The following is a 22,382-nucleotide window of genomic DNA, read 5'->3' as shown; positions in this document are numbered from 1 at the left end:
CGCGACTCCTCGCGGGGACGGCTCAGTCCCCCGTGAGCGCGGCGAGTAACCGCACCGCCTCCGCCTTCGAGAGCGGGTCGTTGGCGTTGCCGCAGTGCGGCGACTGCACGCAGGCGGGACAGCCGTCCTCGCAGTCGCAGTCGGCTATCATCTCCCTCGTCCGCCGCATCAGCGTCTCCACCTCGCCGTACCCGCTCTCAGTCAGGCCGACGCCGCCGGGGTAGCCGTCGTAGACGAATATCGTCGATCGGTCCGTGTGCGGGTGGTGCGGCGTCGAGAGGCCGCCGATGTCCCCCCTATCGCAGAGGAACGACAGCGGAAACAGCGAAATCATCCCGTGTTCCGCGGCGTGGATGCCGCCGTTGAAGCCGTACTCCCCGCCCGATTCGCGCATTTCGATCTCGACGTCCCGCGGGACGGTGAAGTAGAGCGCTTTCGTCCGGAGCGTCGTCTCCGGCAGGTCCAGCGACTCCCGGCCGATGGCCTCGCCGCGCTTGGGGTCTCTGCGCTCGAACCCGGTAATCTGCTTGCGCATCGTCACCTCGGCGAACCGGACTTCGGTGTCGGGCCGGGCGGGCAGTTCCTTCCGGCGTAAATCCTCCTCGACGGTGATGGTCTTGTCGTGGAGGACGCGCGTGTAGTAGTCCGCCCACGTCGGCTGCAGTATCGCCGTGTCGCGGTCCAAATCCAGTTTCGTCACCTCGTAGGACTGTCCCTGGTGGTGGTATATCGCGCCGCGGTGGGCGTCGCGCAGGGCGTCCTCGAACGACAGGGAGGCGATGACCTCGTTCGACCGGCCGTCGAGTAAGTCCACCTCCCGACTCTCGATGGTCCGCAGGCTCATCTCGTGTTGCGGGCTTCCGTCGCCGGAGTGCGTCCAGCGCATCCCCTTCTCCGTCTCCCGCCGGGCGAGTTCGCCCGCCGACTCCAGCGAGGAAACCACGTCGGGGAACGTCTCACCGAAGTGCGCCTCGTCCGCCCGCGAGAGCCAGTTCTCCGCGGCGGCGCTCTTCACGTGGTCCGGCAGGAGTTCCTCGTTCTCGGGGTTCGAAATCGCGCGCTCGGGGTCGCCCTCCCAGAACTCCTCGGGGTGGTTCATCAGGTACTGGTCGAGTTGGTCCTCGCCGCCGACGAGGACGACGAGGGCGTCGTCGTCGCCGCGCCCGGCCCGGCCCGCTTGCTGGAACGCGGACATGCGCGTGCCGGGGTAGCCGTCGACGAGCACGGCGTCCAACCCGCCGACGTCCACGCCGAGTTCGAGTGCGTTCGTGGACCAGACGCCGGTGACGCTCCCGTCGTGGAGGCCGGCCTCTATCTCCCGGCGTTTCTCGTGTTTGAGGGCGGCTTGGTACGCCGAGACGCCGGCGGCGGCCGCGCGTTCACCGCGTTCGCGCAGGTCGTTCGCGCTCTCGGTGGCGTAGCGTTCGGCCGCCTGTCGGGCGCGGGTGAACGCCAGCGTCTGGTGGCCGCGCGAGAGGAGGTCCACGAACAGGTTCTTCGTCTCGACGTGACTGGAGCGCCGCCGTCCGCTTCCGCGGTTCTCGTCGCGGTACTCCGGCGGGTTCCACAGCACCCAGTGCGTCGCGCCCGTTCCGCTGGTGTCCTCGTCCACGAGGCGGAACGACGACTCCTCCTTGCCGGTGACGCGCGCGGCGTGTTCGACGGGGTTGCCGATGGTGGCCGAACAGCAGACGTACTGCGGGTCGCTCCCGAAGCGTTCGCAGACGCGGTTCAACCGCCGGAGCGTGAGGGCGACGTGGCTACCGAAGACGCCGCGGTAGCCGTGCACCTCGTCTATCACCACGGTCTCAAGCGAGGAGAAGAACCACTCCCAGAGGCGGTGGGCGTGCGGCAGAAGCGCGTAGTGGAGCATGTCGGGGTTCGAAAGCACCACCGTCGGGCGGCGCTTCCGAACGTCGCGCTTCTCGGACTTCGAGAGGCGACCGGTGTACTGTTCGACGGAGACGCGACTGCCGAAGCCCAACGCGCGGGCTAAGTCCGAGAGGGTCTCGGCTTGGTCGGCGACGAGGGCGTTCTGCGGGCCGAGATACAGCGTCCGGCCGCCACGGTCCATCGCGCGTTCGAACGCCGGGACGGTGTACGCGAGGCTCTTTCCGCTGGCCGTCTGCGTCGCCAACACGACGTTCTGGCCGTCGCGGACCGCCTCGATAGCCTCGGCTTGGTGGCGGTACAGGCGGTCGATGCCGTCGGCTTCCAGCGCCGACGCGAGGCGCGGTTCGAGGTCGATGTCGGCGAACTCCGGGTCGCGCGCCTCGACCCGTCGGTGGTCGCGTATCTGCCCCTCGTAGTACGGTCGGCCGCGGAGCCACTCGACTAGGTCGTCCACACGCCTCCTCGGACCGAGGCCGCCCTGACGCTTTCGGTCGCGGGGGGCGGAATCGACCGCCTCCGTCGGTCCAGCACGGTTTTGTCCGCGCGGGCCGAACGCGGCCCATGGACGAGTACGACGCCGTGCTGATATACGACGGCGAGTGCGCCTACTGTTCCATCGCGGCGAAGGCGCTCCGACGACTGGACCGCGTCGGCGCGATTTCGTGGTACGACGATGCGTCGCAGGCGTTCTTGGAGGCGCAGTTCGGTGAGACGCCGTTCGCCATGTTCCTCGTGGACCGAAACGAGGGGCAGGTGTACGCCGGCGGGGCCGCAGCGCAGGAACTGGCCGACCGCGCCGGGACGCCGGGCATCGTCGGCGCTCTCGTCCGCGACAACTACGACCGCATCGCCGGCGCGGTCGGCGCGGTCAGCGGTCGGAACCGCGACCCCGACGACTACCACGAGACGTATCCGCTGGAGGAAGAGGCGGAGGACCTGTTCGAGGAACTCGTCGAAGAGGCTGAGGAACGCCCGGAAGCCCTCTCGGGATGACCGGCGCGGCGGACGGGCCGGTCGTCCTCAACCCGGCGGCGATACGCGCGGGCGAGGACGGACTCGGAATCGGCGACGGCGACGCGCCGCCGGGAACCTACTCGCTCGTGTACGAACTGAGAGAAGACGCGCGCGTCGAAGTCGGCGCGTTGGGCGAGTACGAGTTCCCAGCGGGCGCGTACGCCTACGTCGGTAGCGCGCACGGGTCGAACGGACTCGGGCGGGTCGAACGCCACTGCCGCGTCGCGGCGGGCAACCACGGGATCCGTCACTGGCACGTCGATTATCTCGGCGGCCACCCCGGCACCGACCTCGCGGCCGTCGTCGCGTCGCCGGACGACGAACTCCGTTCGTTGGGCCGCCGAGGAAACCTCGGCGATAGCGAATGCCGTCTCGCGCGTCACCTCGGCGGTTCGTCCGACGCCTCCTCGCCTGCGGCCGAACGTCCCCTGTCGACCCCCGTCTCCGGATTCGGGTCGTCGGACTGCGACTGCGACGCCCACCTCGTCTCCGGAGCGGACGTACAGACGATTCTCTCGGTGGTCGTCGAGTTCTTCGAAGGGAAAGAGTAGAGAGTCCCTTCAAACCGACGCCTCAGTCCGGGCAGGCTGAGAGCGTCGGCGTTGCCGGTTGAGTCAGAGGCACCCCGGCACCCGGTATTTACGTTCCGACCGTATTTAATTCATCTGTCGGCGTTATTCGTCAGTATCTGGTTATAGCATATAAAAACTTCGGCCGTTTATATGCTGTATTACCTTCGAACGTTTTTATAAACTCGCTGTCGAATTCGGCCAGTATGCGGTCGGAGGATATCTCGGAGACGCTCAGGTTGCTCTGTCGCCGCGAGGGCGTCCTTCGGCGCGTCGATTCCGAGGGGAGTCGCAAGCGTGACCTCATCGAGGAGCTCGCCGTCTCGCGGTCCACCGTCGACCGTTCGCTCCGCGAACTGGTCGACGCCGGCCTCGTCTCCCGGTCCGGCGGCGTCTACCGCCGAACGCTGGCGGGCGAGTTGGCGTTAGAGGAGTACGACCGCATCTCACGCCGACTCGACGGCCTGATGGGGTCGCCCTCCTTCCTCGACGGACTCCCCGCCGAGAGCGACGCGGACCCCGTTCTGTTCGACGGCGCGACGGTCTCGGAGGCGGAGCGACAGTCGCCGTCCGCGCCGATCCACAGCTTCACCGAGCTCTTGGAGCGGTCGTCGTACGTCGTCGGATTCGCCTCGGCCGTCTTCCCCGCGGAGGTGGAGACGTACCGCGAACAGCTCCGGCGCGGCGAGTTGGTCTCGCGGATGGTCGTCACCGACTCCGTCTGCGAACGACTCGTCTCCCAGTACGGGGACGCGGTCCAGGAGGGACTGGAAACCGGTCGAATCGACGTCAGGCGCGCGCCGGACCTGCCGTCGTACACCCTGGTCGTCGGTTCGACGACCGACTGCGCGGAGGTGGGACTCGTCTCTCACACGTCGAACGGAGTCCGGGGGGTCCTCCGAAACGACGACCCGGAGGCCGTCGAGTGGGCGCGGCGGCGAATCGCGACGTACTGGCGCACCTCGGAAGTGGTCTGCCCGCCCGCTCGCGGCGACGACTGACTGCGCTACCCGAACACCTTACTCCCCCGACGGGGAAGTTCGCCCGATGTTCCCGACGCTCCCCTACCTCGAGTGGATCGACGGCCGCACGGAGGCCGCCGAACACGACTTCGGGTCGAGCGACCTCCGGTCGTCCGCCGACGACGGGGCCGTCGTCCCCGACCCCCTCCGCGGTCGTTCCGCGCCCGACGACGCGTCCCTCCGCGCACAACTGGCCGCCGAGTACGACGTGGACGAGGAGAACGTGCTCGTGACCGCGGGCGCGACGCAGGCGAACTTCCTCGTCGCCGCGGCCGCGATAGACCTCGCGACGACTTCGGAGACGGGCCGCAAGCCGCAGGTCCTCGCCGAGAAGCCGGGCTATCAACCGTTGGTCGTCACGCCGGAGGCGTTGGGCGCGCGCGTTGACCGCTTCCTGCGTCCGGACGAAGAGGGGTTTCGGCTGGAACCGAAGCGCATCTCGAACGCCGTCTCCGACGCCTTCGCACTCGCGGTGGCGGCGAACCGCCACAATCCAAGCGGGAACCTCTCGGACCGCGAAACGCTCGCCGAGGCGGCGCAGGCGTGCGCCGACGCCGACGGCTACCTCCTCGTGGACGAGGTGTACGCGCCGTACGTGCGCGACGCCGACGAGGGGGAGTCGCCCGTCCGCGCGTTCGGCGGACCGACCGCCGCGGGACTGCCGAACACCGTCGTCACGGGGTCGCTGACGAAGTTCTACGGCCTCGGCGGCCTCCGAATCGGGTGGCTGATAGGGCCGACGGAGGTGGTCGAACGCGCCCGCGAGGTGGCGCGCCACCTCGCGTCCGTCGCGGAACCGAGTCGCCGCCTCGCCCGCCGCGCGGTCCACGACGCCGCCGAGTTGACCGCCTCGGCGCGGGATCGCCTCGCGCGGAACCACGAACTCCTCGAATCGTTCGTCGCGGAACGCGACGCCCTCTCCGGGAGCGTCCACCCCGGGGGCTCGTTCGCACTCCTGTCGCACGCGGGGGCCACCGGCGACGCCTTCGCGGAGGCGGCGTGGGACGAGGGCGTCCTCGTCGTCCCCGGCCGCTTCTTCAACCGGCCGGACCACTTCCGACTCGCACTCGGCCGACCGCCCGAGGAGATGGCCGCCGGACTCGACGCCCTCTCCGAGGTGGTGGCGTCGGTTCCGGAGTCCGGAGCGTAGGGGACGCCGGCTCAGACCAACGCGTCGGCCAGCATCTCGACCGGATGCGGCGGGTCCTCGTTCTCGCCGTCGAACTCGCCTATCTGCGACCGGCAGGACGCGCCGGGCGCGACGACCGTATCGCCGTCCGACGCCGCCACCTGCTCCGAGAGCAGTTCGCCGATGGCCTTCGACATCGAGTAGTGCTCGGCCTCGTAGCCGAAACTCCCGGCCATGCCGCAGCACGTCGAGTCCAGCGGGTCCACCCGGTAGCCCGCCTCGTCGAGGACGGCCACCGCGTGGTGGTCCTTCTTCGTTGATTTCTGGTGGCAGTGGCCGTGGTACGTGAGCGTCAGCGAGGGGGCGTTCGGCTCGACGGGGGCGTCCGCCAGGAGGTCGAACGTATCGAAGTACTCCATCACGCCGTAGGTGCTCACCGCCACCCGTTCGACGCTCTCGCCGGAGAGTAGATCGAGGTAGTCGTGCTGGAACATCACGGCGTCGGACGGTTCGACCACGACCACGTCCCACCCCTCGGCGACGAGGGGCGCGAGTGCCTCCACGTTCCGTTCGGCGGCGCGGCGCGCCTTGTCGACGAAGCCCTTCGAGTGGGCCGGGCGGCCGGAGTCGGCGACGCCGTCGGGAATCCGGACGTGGACGCCGACGGCTTCGAGGGCGCGAACCGCCGCCTTGCCCGCATCGGGGTGGTTGTAGTTCGTGTACGTGTCGGGGAACAACAGCACCTTGCGGTCGGCCTGCGCCTCGGAGACGTCCGACCGGCCCCGCTCTGCCCGCGCCTTCCGCGCTCGCTTTTCCGAGGCGGCCGCGCCGCCTCGCTTCTCGAACCACTCGACGAACGTCGCGCGGTGGAACGTCGGCAACTCGCGTTCCTCGGCGATGCCGAGCGTCTTCTCCATCACCGTCCGCGCGCCGGGCACCTTCGAGGCGACGTTCGAGAGGGGCGCGAGGGCGCTTCCCACCTTCGAGAGCGTCTCGATGTTGGCGAACATCCTGTCGCGGAGCGACGCCCCGTTTCGCCGGTGGTGCTCGTGGAGCACCTCCGTCCGCATCTTCGCCATGTCGACTTCGCTCGGGCAGTCCTTCGTACAGCCCTTACAGCCGATACAGAGGTCCAACACCTCGTGGACGAACTCGTCTTCGAACATCTCCTCTTCGGGCAGGCCGCCGCTCATCGCCTGCCGGAGCATGTTCGCCCGGCCGCGCGTGGAGAGAATCTCCTCCTCCTCCGCGCGGAACGTCGGGCACATCACGCCGCCCGTCGTCTCCTGCGGGCCGCGGCACCCGGCGCACCCGTGGCAGAGTTCCGCCATGCCCTGAAAGCCGTTCTCGTTCTCCCAGTTCAGCGAGGGGTCGAACCCCGCGTCGAACTCGTAGTCGGGCGAGAACCGCAGGTTCTCGGTCATGTCGTGGTCGCCGCAGACGTTCCCCGGATTCAGTATCCAGTCGGGGTCGAACGCCGACTTCAGGTCGCGGAACGTCCGCCAGAGGTCGTCGCCGTACAGTTTGCGGTTCCACTGGGTGCGGGCGCGGCCGTCGCCGTGTTCGCCCGAGACCGACCCGCCGTACTTCACCACGAGGTCCGTCATCTCGTCGGCGATGGCCTCGAACTCCGCCAGTCCCTCGACCGTCTTGGTGTTCACGAGGGGGCGGATGTGGAGGACGCCCGGCCCGGCGTGCGCGTAGTAACTGGCGAACGTGTCGTACTCGTCGAGGATGTCCTGCACGTCGGAGACGTACGCCGGGAGGTTCTCCGCCGGGATGGCGGTGTCCTCGATGTACGCGACGTGTTTCTCGTCCGTCGTCCGCGAGAGGAGGATGGGGAGGCCGGACTTGCGCATCTTCCAGAACTTCGCGCGCGTCTCGGCGTCGTGCGCCTCCATCGCCGTCAGCGCCGTCGGCGGCTTCCGCGTCGTCTCCGCCGCGCCCTCCGCGGGGTCCGCGACGGAGTCCGCCGCCGGCGCGCGGTCGGCGACGAGGTTCGCCACCTTCTCCCTCCCGTCGGCGTCGTCCTCGGCGTAGAACTCCACGAGGAGGACGGCGTTCGTCCCGTCGGGGAGCATCCCGACCACGTCTTTGAACTCCGCGGTGTTCCGCGCGAGGTCCAAGAGCACGTCGTCCATCACCTCCACCGCCGCGGGGCCGTGTTCGAGGATGGGTTCGACGTCCTCCATCGCGCTCACGACGTCGGGGTACGTCAGAAGCGCCACCGACGCGGTGTTCGGGATGGGTTCCAGCGACACCGTCGCCTCCGTGACTATCGCGAGGGTGCCCTCGGACCCGGCGAGCAAGCGCGCGAGGTTCACCGTCCCCGGTTCGCTGTCGGGGTCCACGCCGGAGTCGTCCGGCAGTCGTCGTTCGCCCCGCATCTCGTCCACCAGCATGTCGAGGTTGTACCCCGAGACGTTCCGCTTCAGGTCGGGGTACGCCTCCGCTATCTCCTCGGCCTCCTCGTCCAAGACGCGCGCGACTTCGGCGTAGATGCGCGCCTCCAAGTCGCCCTCCGGGTCGCCCTCCTCGTGGAGCGTTTCGACCGACACCTCGCCGAAGGTGGTGACGGTGCCGTCCGCGAGGACGACTTCCGCCTCCTCGAGGTAGTAGTCCGTCTTGCCGTACTTCAGCGAGTGCGACCCAGTGGAGTTGTTCCCGATAGCGCCGCCGAGGGCGGACTTGTCGCCCCACGCGGGGTCGGGCGCAAACTTCAGTCCGTGCGGCTTCAGTTCCGCGTTCAGGTCGCCGAGTCGGACCCCCACCTGCGCCCGCGCCGTCCCGGCGTCGGGGTCTATCGACCGAACCTCGTCCATGTGCTTCATCAGGTCCAGCACCACCGCCTCGTTGACCGTCTGCCCGGCGAGACTCGTGCCGCCGCCGCGCGGGAGGACGGGAATCTCCCGCCTCGCGCAGTACTCCACGACGGCGACCACGTCCTCGGTGGACCTCGGCATCACCACCCCGATGGGCGTCTTCTCGTACGCCGAGGCGTCGGTGGCGTACTGCTGTCGGGTGTAGGAGTCGAACCGGACGTCGCCCGCCACCAGTTCTTCGAGGTCCGAGACGAGGCCCGACCGGTCCACGTCGTCGCTCACGTAGTCGTAGTTCGCCCTCTCGTCGGCCGACGGGTCACCGACGGCGTCGCGCGTGTTCGATGCCATCTCTCTCTACCGGCGTGTTAGTCGGTGTCGTATAAAAACCCGAAGCCGCGCCGCCGGGGCGGACGCCCCGCGACGTTCCCAATTTCCGACGGGTCGATCCCGTCAGAACACGCCCGGGAAGAGGACGTAACTGAACAGCAACGCCAGCAGTCCCGTGAACGTCGCGTAGTACACCAACGGGATGAGTTCCAGTCGGATGACCCGACCCTCGTGGCCGACGAGTCCGACGACGGCGAGGGCCGCGACGACGTTGTGGACGGCGATGAGGTTACCGATGGCGCCGCCGACGGCCTGCGCGCCAAGCATGACCGTCTTCGGCGTGCCGATGCTGTCGGCGACGCCGTACTGGAACGTGCCGAACAGGATGTCGGAGACGGTGTTGGACCCGGCGAGGAACGCGCCGAGTGCGCCCACCCACGGCGCGAGGAACGGGTACAACGCGCCGGTGAAGTCGGCCATCGTGTTCGACAGGACGATGAGCATCCCGTCGGAACCGGTCGCCGTGCCGGACTGCAGCATTATCTGCACCGTGGCGACGGCGAACAGCAACGCGACGACGGCGGGAGCCATCTTCTCGAACGTCTCCATCCACGCGTCCTTGATTCCCTCCCCGTCCATGTCGTGGAGCGGAATCGTCACGAGGTGGACGGCGAGGAACATCGCGCCCGGCAGGTACAGCAGTTGGATGTTGTCGCCGAGACTCGTCCCGAGGATGTCGCCCCACTCCAAGACGAGCGTCGTGGTGAGGAAGCTCGTCAGCGGCTCCCACACCCGCGTGAGGACGAGAAGCGCGGCCAGTAGCGCGTACGGCGTCCACGCCTTCACGAGCGACATCCGCTCTCCGTGGCCGCCCCGAACGACGCCGCCGTCGGCGGCGACGCCGACGTCTCGGTCCTCCTGCGTCTCTCCCGGTTCGATGTCGCCGACCCAGTGGTCGGGCCACGTGTCGCGGGAGCCGAAGTCCCAGTCGTCGTTCGGGTGGAAGTAGCCGGCCTTCAGAGCGCCGACGGTCACCACGAGTCCGACCATCGACCCGAGGAGCCCGGGGAACTCCGGTCCGAGGAAGTAGGCCGTCAACCAGTACGGCACGGCGAACGACGCCCACGCGAACAGCGTCAGCGGAACGACTTCGAGCGCCGGTCGAATCGACCGTTCCTCGCCGAAGAAGCGCGTCATCATCGCCACGCCGATGAACGGGACGGCGATGCCGACGATGACGTGGTAGGTTGCGGCGAAGACGGCGATGTTGCCGACCCACTCGGCGACGGTCATCCCCTGCGCCTGAACCGCCTCGTTGACGAAGCTGACGTCCCCGAAGACGTCTATCATCCCGATGATGAGGGGCGTCCCGACCGCGCCGAACGTGATGGCCATCAGGTTCCCCGTCAACGCGACGACGACGGCGGCCAACGGCGGGAAGCCGAGGCCGACGAGGAGGGGGCCGACGATGGCCGCGGGCGTCCCGAACCCGGCGGCCGCCTCGATGAACGACCCCATCAGGAACACCAGAAGGACGACCTGCACGCGCCTGTCGTCGCTGATGGAGGCGAAGCCGCGGTTGATGGCGTCGAACGCGCCCGTCTGCTTCAGCGTGTACAGGAGCAGTATGGCCCCGAAGACGATGTAGAGGATGTTCGCGGCGGTGATGAAGCCGAGGATGCTCGACGCGGCGATCCACGTCGGCGACATCCCCCACCCGACGAACCCCGCCGCGATGGCGACTATCCACGCCACGGGCATCGCCCGCGTCGCCGGCCAGTAGAACCCGACCATCAGGATGGCGATGGTCGCGAGGGGGAGCACCGCGAGCAGCAACTGCGTCGCCGTCGCCATCAGCGCCCACCTCCGCCGTCTCCTTCGACCGGTTCGGTCGCGCCAACCGAGGTCGGTTCCACTCCGTTCGTGAGTCTAGGTAACATCGATCTATGTAACTGTCGTTAATGATAAATCTCTGTCGTTAACGGTCGCTAATTTGATTGGTAAGCAATGAGAACGAAAGTCGCTCCGGCGACGGCGCTTCTCCCCGAACCGGGGCGTCCGAAGGCGTCCCGTTTTCGAGCCGACCCGAGGAAACGATTATCCGGGTTTGCAAGCCACTCTCACGGTAACAGGCACGGTTGCGACGTTCGAGGAATCGCTCGAACGTCTGGAAGTCGGCTGGACGCGCGCCGCCGCCGGCGGAGAGGGGGTCGCCTACCAGAGTCACTGCCAGCACCGGACGCTCGGACTGGAGGGGTACACGGAGGCGGTGCTCGAACGCCTCGGCTACGACGTGCTCACGTCCGACACCGAGTGCTGCGGGATGGCCGGGTCGTTCGGCTACAAGTCCCAGTACTACGACCTCAGCGTGGACGTGGGCGCGGAACTGAAGCGGCAGTTCCGGACCGAGGAGGCGCGTGACCGGACCGTCGTCGCCTCCGGCCGTCCCGTCTCGACCAACTGGACTCCCTGCTAGGGCGACCCAGCGGACACCCCGTCGAGTTGGTCGCGCCGGACCGCCCGTAACGCCGTCCCGGTGCGACCGACCCTCGTCGGCTTCGTCCCCCGGTCGCCCTCGTCAGGAGTGCGCGTCGCCGTTTGCGGGCGTTCGAGGGTTTCTGAGGGCATTCGGACGGTGTCTGACGAGCGTCTGCCGCAAGTCGTCGCGTCGTCGGCTGACGCGGTCGAAGGCTACGAACTATTAAGTCGGATGACTTCAAGAGAATGCACATGGACGGGACCCCCGAAGAGATAACGACGCTTGTCGGCCGCGAGGTCTACTCCAACAACGGGGTGTTCGTCGGGGAAGTCGAAGACATCCGACTCGACCTCGACCGACAGTCTGTCACGGGACTCGCACTCACGGCACTCAACGACGAACTGTTCAGAAACCGCATCGACCCCGGGAAGGGCGTGCTCATCCCGTATCGCTGGGTGCGCGCCGTCGGCGACGTCATCCTCATCAACGACGTGGTCGAACGCCTGAAGGACCCCGAAGAGGAAGAAGAGAGCTCGGTCGTCGCCTGATTCGGTCTCAGCTTCCGTTACTGCTCTCGGAACTCTCGACGCCCATCGCCTCGAAGAGCTTTCTGCGGACGGCCTCCTCGGTCAGCTTCAGCAGGGTGCCGCGGTTGTCCTCGTTCGTCTCGATGCCGGTGAAGATGCCGAGCGGAATCTCGACGGACCCCTGCGTCGAGTGGCCGCCCGCGTCGCCGATGTCCTCGAAGGCGTCCTGCAGGACCTTCCCGATGTTCATCCGGATGTCCTTCGACCGAGCGGAGAGGTAGATTTTCTCGTCGGCGATGCCGAACACCGCCGTCGTCGTGATGCCTTCGAGCTTCAGGAGGTGTTGGGCGGCCTGCCCCAACGCGTCCCTGTCGCGGATGAACCCCGCGTTCGAGACGAGGTGGCTCCCCTGCACCTCGCGGTTCTGAATCGCCTCCGCCAGCACGTCCAGCGTCTCGGCGGACATCGAGGGCGACTCCACCTGTTCGAGGGTGTCGTGGTTGGCGAACGGGTAGAGGTACGCCGCCGCGGTGAGGTCCGCGGGCGTCGTCTCGCGCTTGAAGTCGAGCGTCTCCGAACGGATGCCGTACAGGAGGGCCGTGGCGACCGCTTCGCTCGGGCTGAGGTCGAACTCCTGGATGTACTTCGTGAGGATGGTCGAGGTGGAGGAGACGTTCGGCCGCACGTCCATGAACGCCGCGCCGATGTCCTCGTCGGGTTCGAAGTGGTCGATGAAGACGTCTATCTCGGCCGTGACCTCCGGTTCGGAGGACTTCATGTGGTCTACGAGGGCCACCGCGCCGTACTTCGAGAGGGGCGGCGCGTCCGCGAGTCGGACGAGTTCGATGCCGAGGAGGTTGACGAAGGCGCGGTTCTCCTGGTGGCCTATCTCGCCGTCGTAGAGGATGTCCGATTCGAGGTTGTACTCCGCCGCGATCGCTTGCAAGGCCACGGCGCTGGCGATGGAGTCGGGGTCGGGGTTGTCGTGTGTGAGGATCGCCAGTCCGTCGTCCGTCCCGTCGAGGAGGTCGGCCAACTGCCGCGCCTTGTACTCCAGTTCGCCCGATTCGAGCGACCGGAGCGCCGAGTCGGCGATGACCTCCGAGGGGTTGATGACGACGTCCGCCCCGAGCCCGGAGAGCTCGTCCTCCGAGACGGGGTCGGAGGCGCGGACGACGATGAACTGCTCGCCGCCGTTCTCCCGAATCGCGGAGACGGCGGCCTTGTTCGCCTCCACGTCCGAGGAGAGGATGAGGACCACGTCGCGGTCCGTGACCACCTCCGCGACCGCGGGGTCGGCGATGTCGGTGGTCTGTGCGTTCAGGTCTTGGTCGCGGAGCGCCTCGACCCGGCTCTCGTCCTTGTCGAGGATGAGCACGCTCTTGCCCTCCTCCGCTAACTCCTCGGCCACCGCGTGCCCCACGCTCCCGCATCCCAAAATGGCGTAGGTGGACATCGAGGAGATAGTGACCCCAGCACTCATGTTACTTGCAATTCTGTCGGACGACACTTAACAGCACTCGTTTCGGCGAGTGCCGTCCGCGCCGTCGGCCGCTCTCGGCGGGCCGAATCGCCGTCCGCGCCGGACCGAAAGGAAACACATTTAGTTACCCCTCCGTTACGAGAAATTGCGAGGGCCGGTAGCTCAGTTAGGTAGAGCGTCTGACTCTTAATCAGACGGTCGGGGGTTCAACTCCCTCCCGGCCCGTTCCAGATCGTTCGCGAGCGAAGCGAGCCGACGGTCGAACCACGAGGGAGGAGCTGAATCGGGGAGCGAACGGAGTTCGCGACCGAGGTTCAACTCCCTCCCAGCCCGTTCCCATCGTTCGCAGGTGACGCCGCGCTCTTCACCTCCTCTCGGTCGGTCGCACGCCGAGCGTCCGCCCCGCGCGATGCACACCGCGTTTCCAGTAAAAATCGCAAGACTGCGGCGCGTACGGAACGACATACCCCGCCGTCGAATCTCCCGCGGGCGGTGCGACTCTCACGCTTCCCGATACCTTCGACTGATCTAGGTGTCCGTCCGGACGATAGGCGGGTAATACCGCCAGAGGATAGAACGGGAGTCGTCCTTCTCGCCGTCGCGGCCGCACTCGTCGCCGTACTCGGCGCGGTAAAGGGCGTCAACGAACGCCTCGTCTCCGCCGCGGCGGCGGAGGCGTCACTCACCCCGTCTCTGAGCGCGGTTCCGTCAGGCTTGGGCAGCTTCGCGCTGCTCGTTTACCTCGTCGTCGGGAGCGTACTTCTGCTCCGCGCGGTACTCCGTCCGTGACGACGCGTCCGTCGTCCGACGGTCGTCTACGAGCTCCACCGCGCGCCACGCGTTGCCGCGCATGCCGACGGACTCCATCTTCAGCGGAAGCGTCGTGCCCGCGGGCAACCGTTCGAGCGTCTTCCGTACCTCCGCAGACTCGCACTCGACCACCTGCCGCACCTCGTTCTCCGACTCGACTCTGACCGTCATCGCGCCGTGGTCGTTCATCGGCCAGACGATGCGAACCGCGCGCACGTCTCCTGTCGCCGGGGTGATGTTTTGGCTCATACTAGTCTCTGTCGGCAGCTACCGCCATAAGCTCTCTTTTGGCCATCGCGGGTTTATTCGAAGAAATTAATAATCGCTGTAACGATCATCATGAAATCTGAGCAACAACTCAGAAAACCGAGAGACGGACGGCGCTACCCCTCATCGTCCAGTAGTTCGTCCAGGAGCGTCTCCAAACTGTAGTTCTGTAGCACCCGGTGACTGTCCCGGAGCGTCGAGATGACGAACGTGGAGTTCGTCCGTTGGACCTCCTCTATCGTCTCGAAGTCGGTGATGAGTCGTTCGACCATCTCCCGCCCCGAGAGGTGCGCGACGACGATGAAGTCCGTCTCCCCCATGGTGAAGTACGCCTGCGTCACGCCCTCGACGTCCAGTATCTTCTCCTCGAAGTCGTGGTGGGACCCGCTGTAGTCGGCGAGAATCTCGACGAGGACGGTCACGCCGAGTCCCACCTCCTCGACGTCGATGTCGTAGAGGTCGTTCTCGATGATACCCGCCTCGCGGAGGTTGTTCAGTCGATAGTGGATGGTCGAGACGGGGATGTCCGTCTCCTCGTGGAGTCTCTCTGGACTCCCCGTCTCCAAGTCGGCGATAGCCTTCAGCAGGCGGATGTCGCGTTCGTCCATAACCGGGTACGCGACGATTCGTCTCCGGTCGCTTAACACCCACCGCTCTGGAACGGCCGACACTCGATTGCGGGTTTCTCTCACGCACGACTATTGTATCGATTTTTCAGTAACCATCTCGGGTTTGATTGTATTCAGATTCAATTCAAAGCAATCTGTTGTAGTCAGGTTTAACAATCGCCGTCTCAGATGGAGAAATAACTCGATGAATCCGCTCTCCCGATTCGGTTCTGCAGGACGCGACGCGGCGTTGTTTCTCACGCTCGCGTGCTTCTGGGGCACCTCGTTCGTCGCTATCGAAGTCGGACTACCGTACTTCCCGCCGATGCTGTTCGCGGGCGTTCGCTACGCGGCGGCGGGGGCGATTATCCTCGCGTACGCCGCCGTCACCGCGGATCGGTTGCTCCCGCGCGGGCGTGACGAGTGGACGAGCGTTCTCGTCGCGGGCGGCCTCATCATCGGCGCGTACCACGGCCTCCTCTATCTCGGACAGATGCACGTTCCGGGTGCCGTCTCGTCGGTGGTCGTCAGTCTCTCTCCCGTGTTGACCGCCGTCTTCGCCGCCGTCGTCCTCAGCGAGTCAATGGACCGCTTCGGCGTCCTCGGCTTTCTCCTCGGCATCGCGGGCGTCGTCGTCGTCGCAGACCCCGACCCGGCGAACCTCCTCTCGGCGGACATCCTCGGCGTCGGTCTCGTCTTCCTCGGGTGCGTGACGTTCGCCCTCGGCGCGGTTCTCACCCGTCCTCTCCGCGTCACTCTCCCGACGGAGTCGATGCAGGGGTGGGCGATGCTCCTCGGAGCGGGCATCCTCTTCGTGGCGTCGTTCGCCCGCGGCGAGTCGCCCGCGAGCATCGAGTGGACGCTCCCCGCCGTCGCCTCACTGGCGTACCTGACGCTCGTCTCCGGCGTCGTCGCCTTCCTCATCTACTTCACGCTGTTGGACCGCGTCGGAGCCACGGAGGTGAATCTCATCGGCTACCTCGAACCGGTCGTCGCCGCGACGGTGAGTTGGGCGGTCCTCGACCACGTCGTCGGCGCGCAGACCCTCGTCGGGTTCGTCGCCGTCTTCGCCGGGTTCGCACTCGTCAAGCGCGACGCACTCCGCGCGCGCCTCGGACTCGGCGACCCCGCCGCCCCCGCGTCGCACGGGTACGACGCCGACTGAGGGGCGAACGGTCGCCGTCTCTTGTCTTCGAACTGTTCTCGAAATGACGATTTCAGCCGTTACCGGGCCTGAATTAGCCGGTTGACCGAGACCACGTCCGGACCGTTCTCACCGTTCGGCGGTAGCGAGTAGTAGACCGTCGCGCCCGATGGCACCGATGTAACTCGGTCGTCTCTGCGCTCGCTAACGTATATGGAACTCACGACCGAAGACCGAGTGTGAAGGTGTAACCGGCAGTGCGGACGCCCTCGCGCATCGTCGGACGACTATCGACGACCCCCACTAACACGATGAACGTACTACTACTCGGTGCAAGCGGACGAATCGGCCAACGAATCGCGAACGAACTCCTCGAACGCGACCACGGGGTCACCGGGGTCTCCCGAAGCGGTGACGTCGGCGGAATCGACGACCCCGACTTCGAGGCGGCCGCCGGCGACGCGACCGACTCCGACGACATCGCCGACCTCGCAGAGGGTCACGACGCCGTCGCGTCCGCCCTCGGTCCGAGCGAGGGTCAGGACCCGGACGTACTCGTGACGATGGCGAAGGCCGTCGTCGAGGGGATGCGGGACGCGGGCGTCGACCGACTCGTCTGGACGGGCGGCGCCGGCGGTCTGAAGGTCGGCCCCGACACGCGACTCGTAGAGACCGAGGACTTCCCCGAGGAGTGGGAGCCGGTGGCTCGCGCCGCTATCGACGCCTACGAGGTGATTCGGGACGCCGACGACCTCGAGTGGACGTACCTCGCGCCCGCCGCACTCATCGAACCCGGCGAACGGACCGGCGAGTACCGGACCGCCGACGGTGAACTCGTCACCGACGAGGGCGGCGATAGCTACATCTCGATGGAGGACTTCGCGGTCGCGTTCGTCGACGAACTCGAATCCGGCGACGCCGTCCACACCTACCTCGGAACCGGTTACTGAGCCGCGCTGACCGCCCACCGCCCGCGGTCTCTCGGAGTTCAGACGGGTCCTTCGAACCGAAACTAACTTTCTCGGGTCGGGTGCATCTCCGGCGTGAACCGGGATACGCTGCAGTTTTACTCGCTCTACCTCACGCGGTTCGCCGGCGGGTTCGGCTTCATCACGCTCGTAACCCTGCTGGGAAAGTACATCAACGTCCTCGACCCCTCGGCGGTGACGATTATGGGAGTCACGCTCGGCGCGGGGTTCGTCATCGGGATGTTCACGACGGGGTTCACACTGGCGCAGACGGTCACCGTCGTGCCCCTCGCGTGGGCGGGCGACCGCTTCGACAAGCGGACCGTCCTCCTCGGAACGCTCCTCCTCGGCGCCGTCGCGTACGGCCTCTTTCCGCTGGTCGATTCGAGCCTCTCTTTCGTCCTCGCGCGGGCGTTGCAGGGCGTCGCCGTCACGGGTGCGAGCCTCATGTCTCTGGCCCTCGTCGGTGAACTCGCGGCGACCGGGACGCGGGCGAACCGCATCGGGAAGGCCAACGCCGCCGCCTTCGCCGCCTCCATCGTCGGCAGCATCTCCGCCGGCCTCCTGTACGACGCCCTCGGCTTCTCGCCCGTCTTCTCGATAATCGTCGCTCTCCTCTCCGTGGCCACGGTCGGCGTCTGGTTCCTCCTCGACCCCGACGAGACGACCATCCGCGGTTTCCCCTTCTCGGACCTCGCCCTCAACCGGCGCATACTCACGATAGCGACGTTCCGGACGCAGTACGCCGTCGCGGTCACCCTCGTCCGGACGTGGGTGCCCATCTACGCGGGCGTCGCCGCCGCAAGCGGCGGACTTGCCTACGGCGGTCTCGCCGTCTCCGTGACCGTCGTCGCCGAGAAGTTCACCAACATGCTGTTCCAACCGACGATGGGCCGATACTCCGACGAGTACGGCCGCGCGGCGTTCGTCTTCGTCGGCGGCGGCTTCTACGGACTCGTCGCCCTCTGCGTCCCGTTCTCGCCCGCCATCGGCGCCCTCGGCCTGCCGGACGCGCTCCCGGTTCTCGGTCCCCTCTCGCCCGCGTTCCTCCCCCTCGTCGGCCTCTCCGGACTCCTCGGCGTCGCCGACAGCCTGCGCGAACCCGCGAGCATGGCGCTGTTCGCCGACGAGGGAACCGAGGACGGCGGCGTCGCCTCCTCGTTCGGCATCCGCGACCTGCTCTGGCGGCCGGGAAGCGTCGCCGCGCCCTTGCTCGGCGGCTACCTCATGGCCGACGTAGGCATGGAGTGGGTGTTCTACGTCGGCGGTCTGTTCGCCCTCACCGGCGTCCTCACCTTCCTCGCCGTCCTCGTCCGCGACTTCGGCGCGGGCGCACTCACCGAGTGGTGACGGTCGGGAGGGTCGCTCCGCCCGCCCCCTCTCGGGCCTAGTGTCAATACGCTCTCAGCCGTAGCGGACGTATGGACCGACTCAGCACTCCCGCGAGGCAGCGACTCCTCGCGTCGCCCCTCGGTGCGGCGGCGGCGACTCGGCCGTTCGAGTCGTTGAAGACCCGTTCGCTCCCCCGCAAGTTCTCCGGGTACCGCGCGCGGGCGGCGGCGGACGTGGCCCTCGGGTCGGGTCCGGCGGCGTACCTCCGCGAGGCGGACGCGCCGCCGGCCCCCCACCTCCACGACAGAATCGAGACGGCCCTCGCGCGGTACGCCGACGTCCGCGAGGCGTACGAGGAACTGCTCGAACGCTGGGAGGCCGTCTTCTGGGGCGACGTGACCGCCGGCCCGGACCAACGGGTCGAACTCGAACGCGAGCGACGGCGAATCTCGGAGGCGCACGCCCGCCCGGACGACGTGTTCGGGTTCCTCGCGCGGGACCACTACGTCCCGCCGGTGAAGTACGACGTGCCGGACCCGGACGCCGCCGCGGAGAAGTGGGCGCGCGAACTCGCCGAACCCGAACGCCTCTACGGCTTCTCCGACGCCACGGTGACGGAGGCGCTTCCGCGCGTCACCCGGTCGGCGACGGTCACCGGCCCGGGGACGACGGAGTTCAGACTGCGCTTCGAGACGCCGGCGCTCCACGTCGGCGACACTGCCACCGCCCGCGTCTACGAACCCGACGACGCCGAGGGCGCACTGCCGACGTTCGTCTTCTACTCCGAACTCGCGTCGCTCGGCGACCTGCTCCGCTACTGGCCCGAGGAGGAGGCCGTCGGCCGCCGCCTCGCCCGCGAGGGGTACCGCGTCGTCCTCCCCGACGCGCCGTGGCACGCCCACCGCGAACCGCGCGGGGGGTACAGCGGCGAACCGTTCCTCGCCCGCGCGCCCGTCGGGATGTTCGAACTCTACGCCGCGGCGTCGAAGGAGGCGGGCGTCCTCGTCGATTGGGCACGGACGGAGGGCGCGCCCCGCGTCGGCGTCGGCGGTATCGGACTCGGTGGCACCGTCGCCCTCCACGTCGCCGGTCGGTGCGACCTGTGGCTCGAGTCGATGCGCCCGGAGTTCGTCGCGCCCGTCGGCGCGCCGGGCGCGGTGGACCAGACCATCACGTCGAGCGATCTATTCGAGGCCCTCGACGTGGGCGATGCCCTCTCGGCCGCCGGGTGGACAGGCCGCCGCCTGCGCGAGTTCGCGCCCCTCCTCAACCCGCCCGCGGAGCCGGCGTTGGACCCCGAGCGGATTCTCGCCTTCTACGGTGCGGCGGACGAAACCGCCCCCGCGGAGACGACGGAGGCCCTCGTCCGACGGTGGCGACTCCCCCGACGGAACGTCACCGAGTGGGACTGCGGCCACGTCGGCGTCCGCACGCGCCTGATCCGAGGCGACTCCTACCGACGAGCGGTGACGCGCGAACTCGACCGACAGACGATGCAGACGGAGACGGGCGCGACGGCCTGAGAGTCGCTGAGAGCGACGGCTACGACCCGATCCGCCCCCCGCTAAGTTCTCCCTTTGAAACTGTTTCACCAGCTAGCGCCGGCGTAATCGCAGGATGGGGGCGGGGACGCCCCGGGCGGGTGACCCCTGCGTTTCGACCGTTTCAATCGTCCAACCGTCGGCGACGTTTATCCGGCTTCTCTCCCATGTGAGGAGTACACAGCCCCGGTACGGATCCGGGAGGTGCCCCGAATGCAAGAACACGAACGACCCACGGAACGTCGGACGGTGACCATGGTCTCGGAAATCAAACGCCACCTCCGGCGAGCGCTCGCGAAGGCGTGCGTCGCGTTGACCGGGTTGACGCTCGCCTTCCTGCTTGCGCCGGTCTGGTGAACGACGCCGGAACGGACCACTCGTCCCTCCGGGTGGGACGAGACGAACGGAGCGACGGGCGGCACGCCTCGAACTGAGGGTGCGGTCCCGTCGAAACGACTTCCGCGGCGAACCGCCGCAAGGACGGTAGCGAACGAGGCGAATCCGACCGCTCGACGGGGTTACTCGTCGAGGAAGTCGGGTTCGATGCGCTTCTCCTCGTACTCCGATTCGAGGTGGCTACGGAACTCCTCGACGGAGACGTCCTGTTCCTCTCGCTCCTTCCGGTCGCGCACGGAGACGGTTCCGGCCTCCTCCTCGTCGCCGCCGACGATTATCATGTAGGGGACGCGGTCCTCCTGCGCCTCGCGAATCTTCCGTCCGAGCGTCCACGACCGGTCCTCGACTTCGACGCGGAAGTCGCCGAGTTCGTTCTTCACGCGGTGGGCGTAGCCGAGTTGGTCGTCGCTGATGGGGAGGATGCGCACCTGTTCGGGCGCGAGCCAGTACGGGAACTTCCCGTTGAAGTGCTCTACCAGCACCATGAAGAAGCGCTCGTAACTGCCGTAGAGCGCGCGGTGGATCATCACCGGGCGGTGTTCCTCGTTGTCCTCGCCCGTGTAGGTGAGGTCGAACCGCTCGGGCATGTTGAAGTCCACCTGCACCGTCGGGCCGTCCCAGTGGCGGCCGAGGGCGTCCTCGAACGAGAAGTCTATCTTCGGCCCGTAGAACGCGCCGTCGCCGGGTTCGAGGTCGTAGTCGATGTTCTGGTTCTCCAGCACCGAGCGCAGTTGCGTCTCCGCCTGCCCCCATATCTCGTCGCTGCCGACGGACTTCTCGGGGCGCGTCGCGAGTGCGACGTGCGCGTCGAGTCCGAACGTCTCCAGCACCTCGAAGATGGAGTCCATCACCTGCCGGATCTCCTGTTCTATCTGCTCGGGGCGGCAGAACAGGTGGCCGTCGTCGATGGTGAACGACCAGACGCGGGAGAGGCCGGAGAGTTCGCCGCGTTGCTCCTTCCGGTACACCTTCCCGTCCTCGAAGTAGCGCACCGGCAGGTCGCGGTACGACCACGAGTGCTGGTCGAAGATGGTCGCGTGGCCCGGGCAGTTCATCGGTTTCAACCCGTACTCCTCGTCGTTGACGTCGAGGAGGAACATGTCGTCCACGTAGTTGTCGTAGTGGCCCGACTGCTTCCACAGTTCCGTCCGGAACAGATGCGGCGTCTCGACCGGTTCGTAGTCGGCGTCGAGGTTCAGCGACTCGGCGTAGTCGGACAGTTCGTTGAGGATGCGCTTGCCGTTCGGGTGGTAGAGCGGAAGCCCCGGCCCCGTCACCTCGGGGATGGAGAAGAGGTCCATCTCGCTCCCTATCTTCCGGTGGTCGCGCTCTTTGGCCTCCTCGCGCCGTTCGAGGAACCGATCGAGGTCCGATTCGGACTCGAACGCCGTCCCGTAGACGCGCGTCAGCGTCTCGTTGTCCTCGTCGCCGCGCCAGTACGCCGAGGAGATGTTGAGCAGTTCGACCGCGCCGATTTCGCCCGTCGATTCGACGTGCGGGCCCTTACAGAGGTCCTCGAACTCGCCCTGCACGAAGAAGGAGACGGGGTCCTCGTCGGCCGCCTCGTTCTCCAAGATGTCGCGCTTGTACGGGTTGTCCTCGTACTTCTCCAGGGCCTCCTCGCGAGAGAGCAGTTCGCGCTCGATTTCGAGGTCCTCCTCCACGATGCTCTCCATCTCGTCTTCTATCTCCGCGAGGTCCTCCTGGTCCAACTCGACGCCCGTCACGTCGTAGTAGAAGCCCTCGTCCGTCGGCGGGCCGATGGCGAGTTTCGCCTCCGGGTACAGTCGCTGAAGCGCCTGCGCGAAGACGTGGGCGGCGGAGTGGCGGAGGACGTCGAGATACTCGTCGCTCTGGTCCGTGACGATGACGACGGTGGCCCCGTCGCGGACCGGCGACGCCTTGTCCACGAGTTCGCCGTCCACGACGCCCGCCACGGTGTCGGCCCCGAGGCCGGGTCCGATCTCGTACGCGACGTCTTCGACCGTCGCCCCCTCCTCGACGGGTAACTCCGTGCCGTCGGGGAGCGTCACAACGATTTCACTCATACC

The 22,382-nt window shown here is 67.3% G+C and carries 17 protein-coding genes, 1 tRNA gene and 1 pseudogene; 12 read left to right on the top strand and 7 right to left on the bottom strand.

Annotation, left to right across the window (positions count from 1 at the left end; all coding sequences use genetic code 11):
- Window positions 1-22: 22 nt before the first annotated feature.
- A complete protein-coding gene (locus tag ACZ522_RS04780) occupies window positions 23-2,347 on the bottom strand; it encodes a DEAD/DEAH box helicase (RefSeq protein WP_379695432.1) in 2,325 nt (774 codons plus the stop codon).
- Window positions 2,348-2,454: 107 nt separating this feature from the next.
- Between ACZ522_RS04780 and ACZ522_RS04775 the strand changes: the two genes are divergently transcribed.
- The 4 genes from ACZ522_RS04775 to ACZ522_RS04760 all read left to right on the top strand — a co-directional run bounded on the left by ACZ522_RS04775 (window position 2,455) and on the right by ACZ522_RS04760 (window position 5,648).
- A complete protein-coding gene (locus tag ACZ522_RS04775) occupies window positions 2,455-2,886 on the top strand; it encodes a DCC1-like thiol-disulfide oxidoreductase family protein (RefSeq protein ID WP_379695434.1) in 432 nt (143 codons plus the stop codon).
- Window positions 2,883-3,458: a GIY-YIG nuclease family protein gene (locus ACZ522_RS04770; RefSeq protein WP_379695436.1), complete on the top strand. Its 576-nt coding sequence runs from the start codon at window positions 2,883-2,885 to the stop codon at window positions 3,456-3,458. Before ACZ522_RS04775 ends, ACZ522_RS04770 begins: the two co-directional genes overlap by 4 nt.
- Before the next feature lie 224 nt (window positions 3,459-3,682).
- Window positions 3,683-4,477: a helix-turn-helix transcriptional regulator gene (locus ACZ522_RS04765; RefSeq protein WP_379695438.1), complete on the top strand. Its 795-nt coding sequence runs from the start codon at window positions 3,683-3,685 to the stop codon at window positions 4,475-4,477.
- A gap of 46 nt (window positions 4,478-4,523) precedes the next feature.
- Entirely contained in the window at window positions 4,524-5,648 is a 1,125-nt protein-coding gene (locus tag ACZ522_RS04760) for a pyridoxal phosphate-dependent aminotransferase (protein WP_379695440.1), read from the top strand.
- 11 nt (window positions 5,649-5,659) lie between these two features.
- On the opposite strand, the gene ACZ522_RS04755 is transcribed toward ACZ522_RS04760, so the two are convergent.
- Window positions 5,660-8,797 carry an FAD-binding and (Fe-S)-binding domain-containing protein gene (locus tag ACZ522_RS04755; RefSeq protein WP_379695442.1) on the bottom strand — a complete coding sequence of 1,046 codons (3,138 nt, stop codon included), beginning with the start codon at window positions 8,795-8,797 and terminating at the stop codon, window positions 5,660-5,662.
- 102 nt (window positions 8,798-8,899) lie between these two features.
- Window positions 8,900-10,630, bottom strand: coding sequence for an L-lactate permease (locus ACZ522_RS04750; RefSeq protein WP_379695444.1), 1,731 nt, complete (start codon window positions 10,628-10,630; stop codon window positions 8,900-8,902).
- A gap of 334 nt (window positions 10,631-10,964) precedes the next feature.
- Here ACZ522_RS04750 and ACZ522_RS04745 point away from each other — a divergent pair.
- Window positions 10,965-11,302, top strand: a pseudogene (locus ACZ522_RS04745) (LUD domain-containing protein); the annotation flags it as partial.
- A gap of 204 nt (window positions 11,303-11,506) precedes the next feature.
- Window positions 11,507-11,803: a PRC-barrel domain-containing protein gene (locus tag ACZ522_RS04740; protein ID WP_379695446.1), complete on the top strand. Its 297-nt coding sequence runs from the start codon at window positions 11,507-11,509 to the stop codon at window positions 11,801-11,803.
- A gap of 7 nt (window positions 11,804-11,810) precedes the next feature.
- Here ACZ522_RS04740 and ACZ522_RS04735 read toward each other — a convergent pair whose 3' ends face one another.
- Window positions 11,811-13,265, bottom strand: a complete 1,455-nt coding sequence (locus ACZ522_RS04735) for a DHH family phosphoesterase (RefSeq protein WP_379695448.1) — start codon at window positions 13,263-13,265, stop codon at window positions 11,811-11,813.
- A gap of 151 nt (window positions 13,266-13,416) precedes the next feature.
- On the opposite strand from ACZ522_RS04735, the gene ACZ522_RS04730 reads away from it, so the two are divergent.
- Window positions 13,417-13,490: transfer RNA gene (locus ACZ522_RS04730), tRNA-Lys, on the top strand.
- Window positions 13,491-13,973: 483 nt separating this feature from the next.
- Here ACZ522_RS04730 and ACZ522_RS04725 read toward each other — a convergent pair.
- Both ACZ522_RS04725 and ACZ522_RS04720 read right to left on the bottom strand, forming a co-directional pair.
- Window positions 13,974-14,324 (bottom strand): hypothetical protein, encoded by a 351-nt coding sequence (locus ACZ522_RS04725; RefSeq protein WP_379695451.1) that lies wholly within the window; start codon window positions 14,322-14,324, stop codon window positions 13,974-13,976.
- Between the two features lie 134 nt (window positions 14,325-14,458).
- Window positions 14,459-14,950: an Lrp/AsnC family transcriptional regulator gene (locus ACZ522_RS04720; RefSeq protein ID WP_379695453.1), complete on the bottom strand. Its 492-nt coding sequence runs from the start codon at window positions 14,948-14,950 to the stop codon at window positions 14,459-14,461.
- Window positions 14,951-15,155: 205 nt separating this feature from the next.
- Between ACZ522_RS04720 and ACZ522_RS04715 the strand changes: the two genes are divergently transcribed.
- The 5 genes from ACZ522_RS04715 (at window position 15,156) to ACZ522_RS04695 (ending at window position 20,292) form a co-directional block, all read left to right on the top strand.
- Window positions 15,156-16,115 (top strand): DMT family transporter, encoded by a 960-nt coding sequence (locus ACZ522_RS04715; RefSeq protein WP_379695455.1) that lies wholly within the window; start codon window positions 15,156-15,158, stop codon window positions 16,113-16,115.
- Window positions 16,116-16,405: 290 nt separating this feature from the next.
- Window positions 16,406-17,044, top strand: coding sequence for an NAD(P)-dependent oxidoreductase (locus ACZ522_RS04710; protein WP_379695457.1), 639 nt, complete (start codon window positions 16,406-16,408; stop codon window positions 17,042-17,044).
- 93 nt (window positions 17,045-17,137) lie between these two features.
- The gene (locus ACZ522_RS04705; protein WP_379695459.1) at window positions 17,138-18,412 is read left to right on the top strand and encodes an MFS transporter; all 1,275 of its coding nucleotides are present in this window, start codon (window positions 17,138-17,140) and stop codon (window positions 18,410-18,412) included.
- A 71-nt stretch (window positions 18,413-18,483) separates the two neighbouring features.
- Window positions 18,484-19,917, top strand: coding sequence for an alpha/beta hydrolase (locus ACZ522_RS04700; RefSeq protein WP_379695462.1), 1,434 nt, complete (start codon window positions 18,484-18,486; stop codon window positions 19,915-19,917).
- Window positions 19,918-20,148: 231 nt separating this feature from the next.
- Window positions 20,149-20,292 carry a hypothetical protein gene (locus ACZ522_RS04695; protein WP_379695465.1) on the top strand — a complete coding sequence of 48 codons (144 nt, stop codon included), beginning with the start codon at window positions 20,149-20,151 and terminating at the stop codon, window positions 20,290-20,292.
- A 161-nt stretch (window positions 20,293-20,453) separates the two neighbouring features.
- Here ACZ522_RS04695 and thrS read toward each other — a convergent pair whose 3' ends face one another.
- Window positions 20,454-22,379: a threonine--tRNA ligase gene (gene thrS, locus ACZ522_RS04690; RefSeq protein WP_379695467.1), complete on the bottom strand. Its 1,926-nt coding sequence runs from the start codon at window positions 22,377-22,379 to the stop codon at window positions 20,454-20,456.
- Window positions 22,380-22,382 lie beyond the last annotated feature (3 nt).

The sequence above is a fragment of the Halopelagius fulvigenes genome (assembly GCF_055398025.1).
Note: the sequence above shows the minus strand (reverse complement) of the source record. Positions and strands in the feature narration are given on the sequence as shown.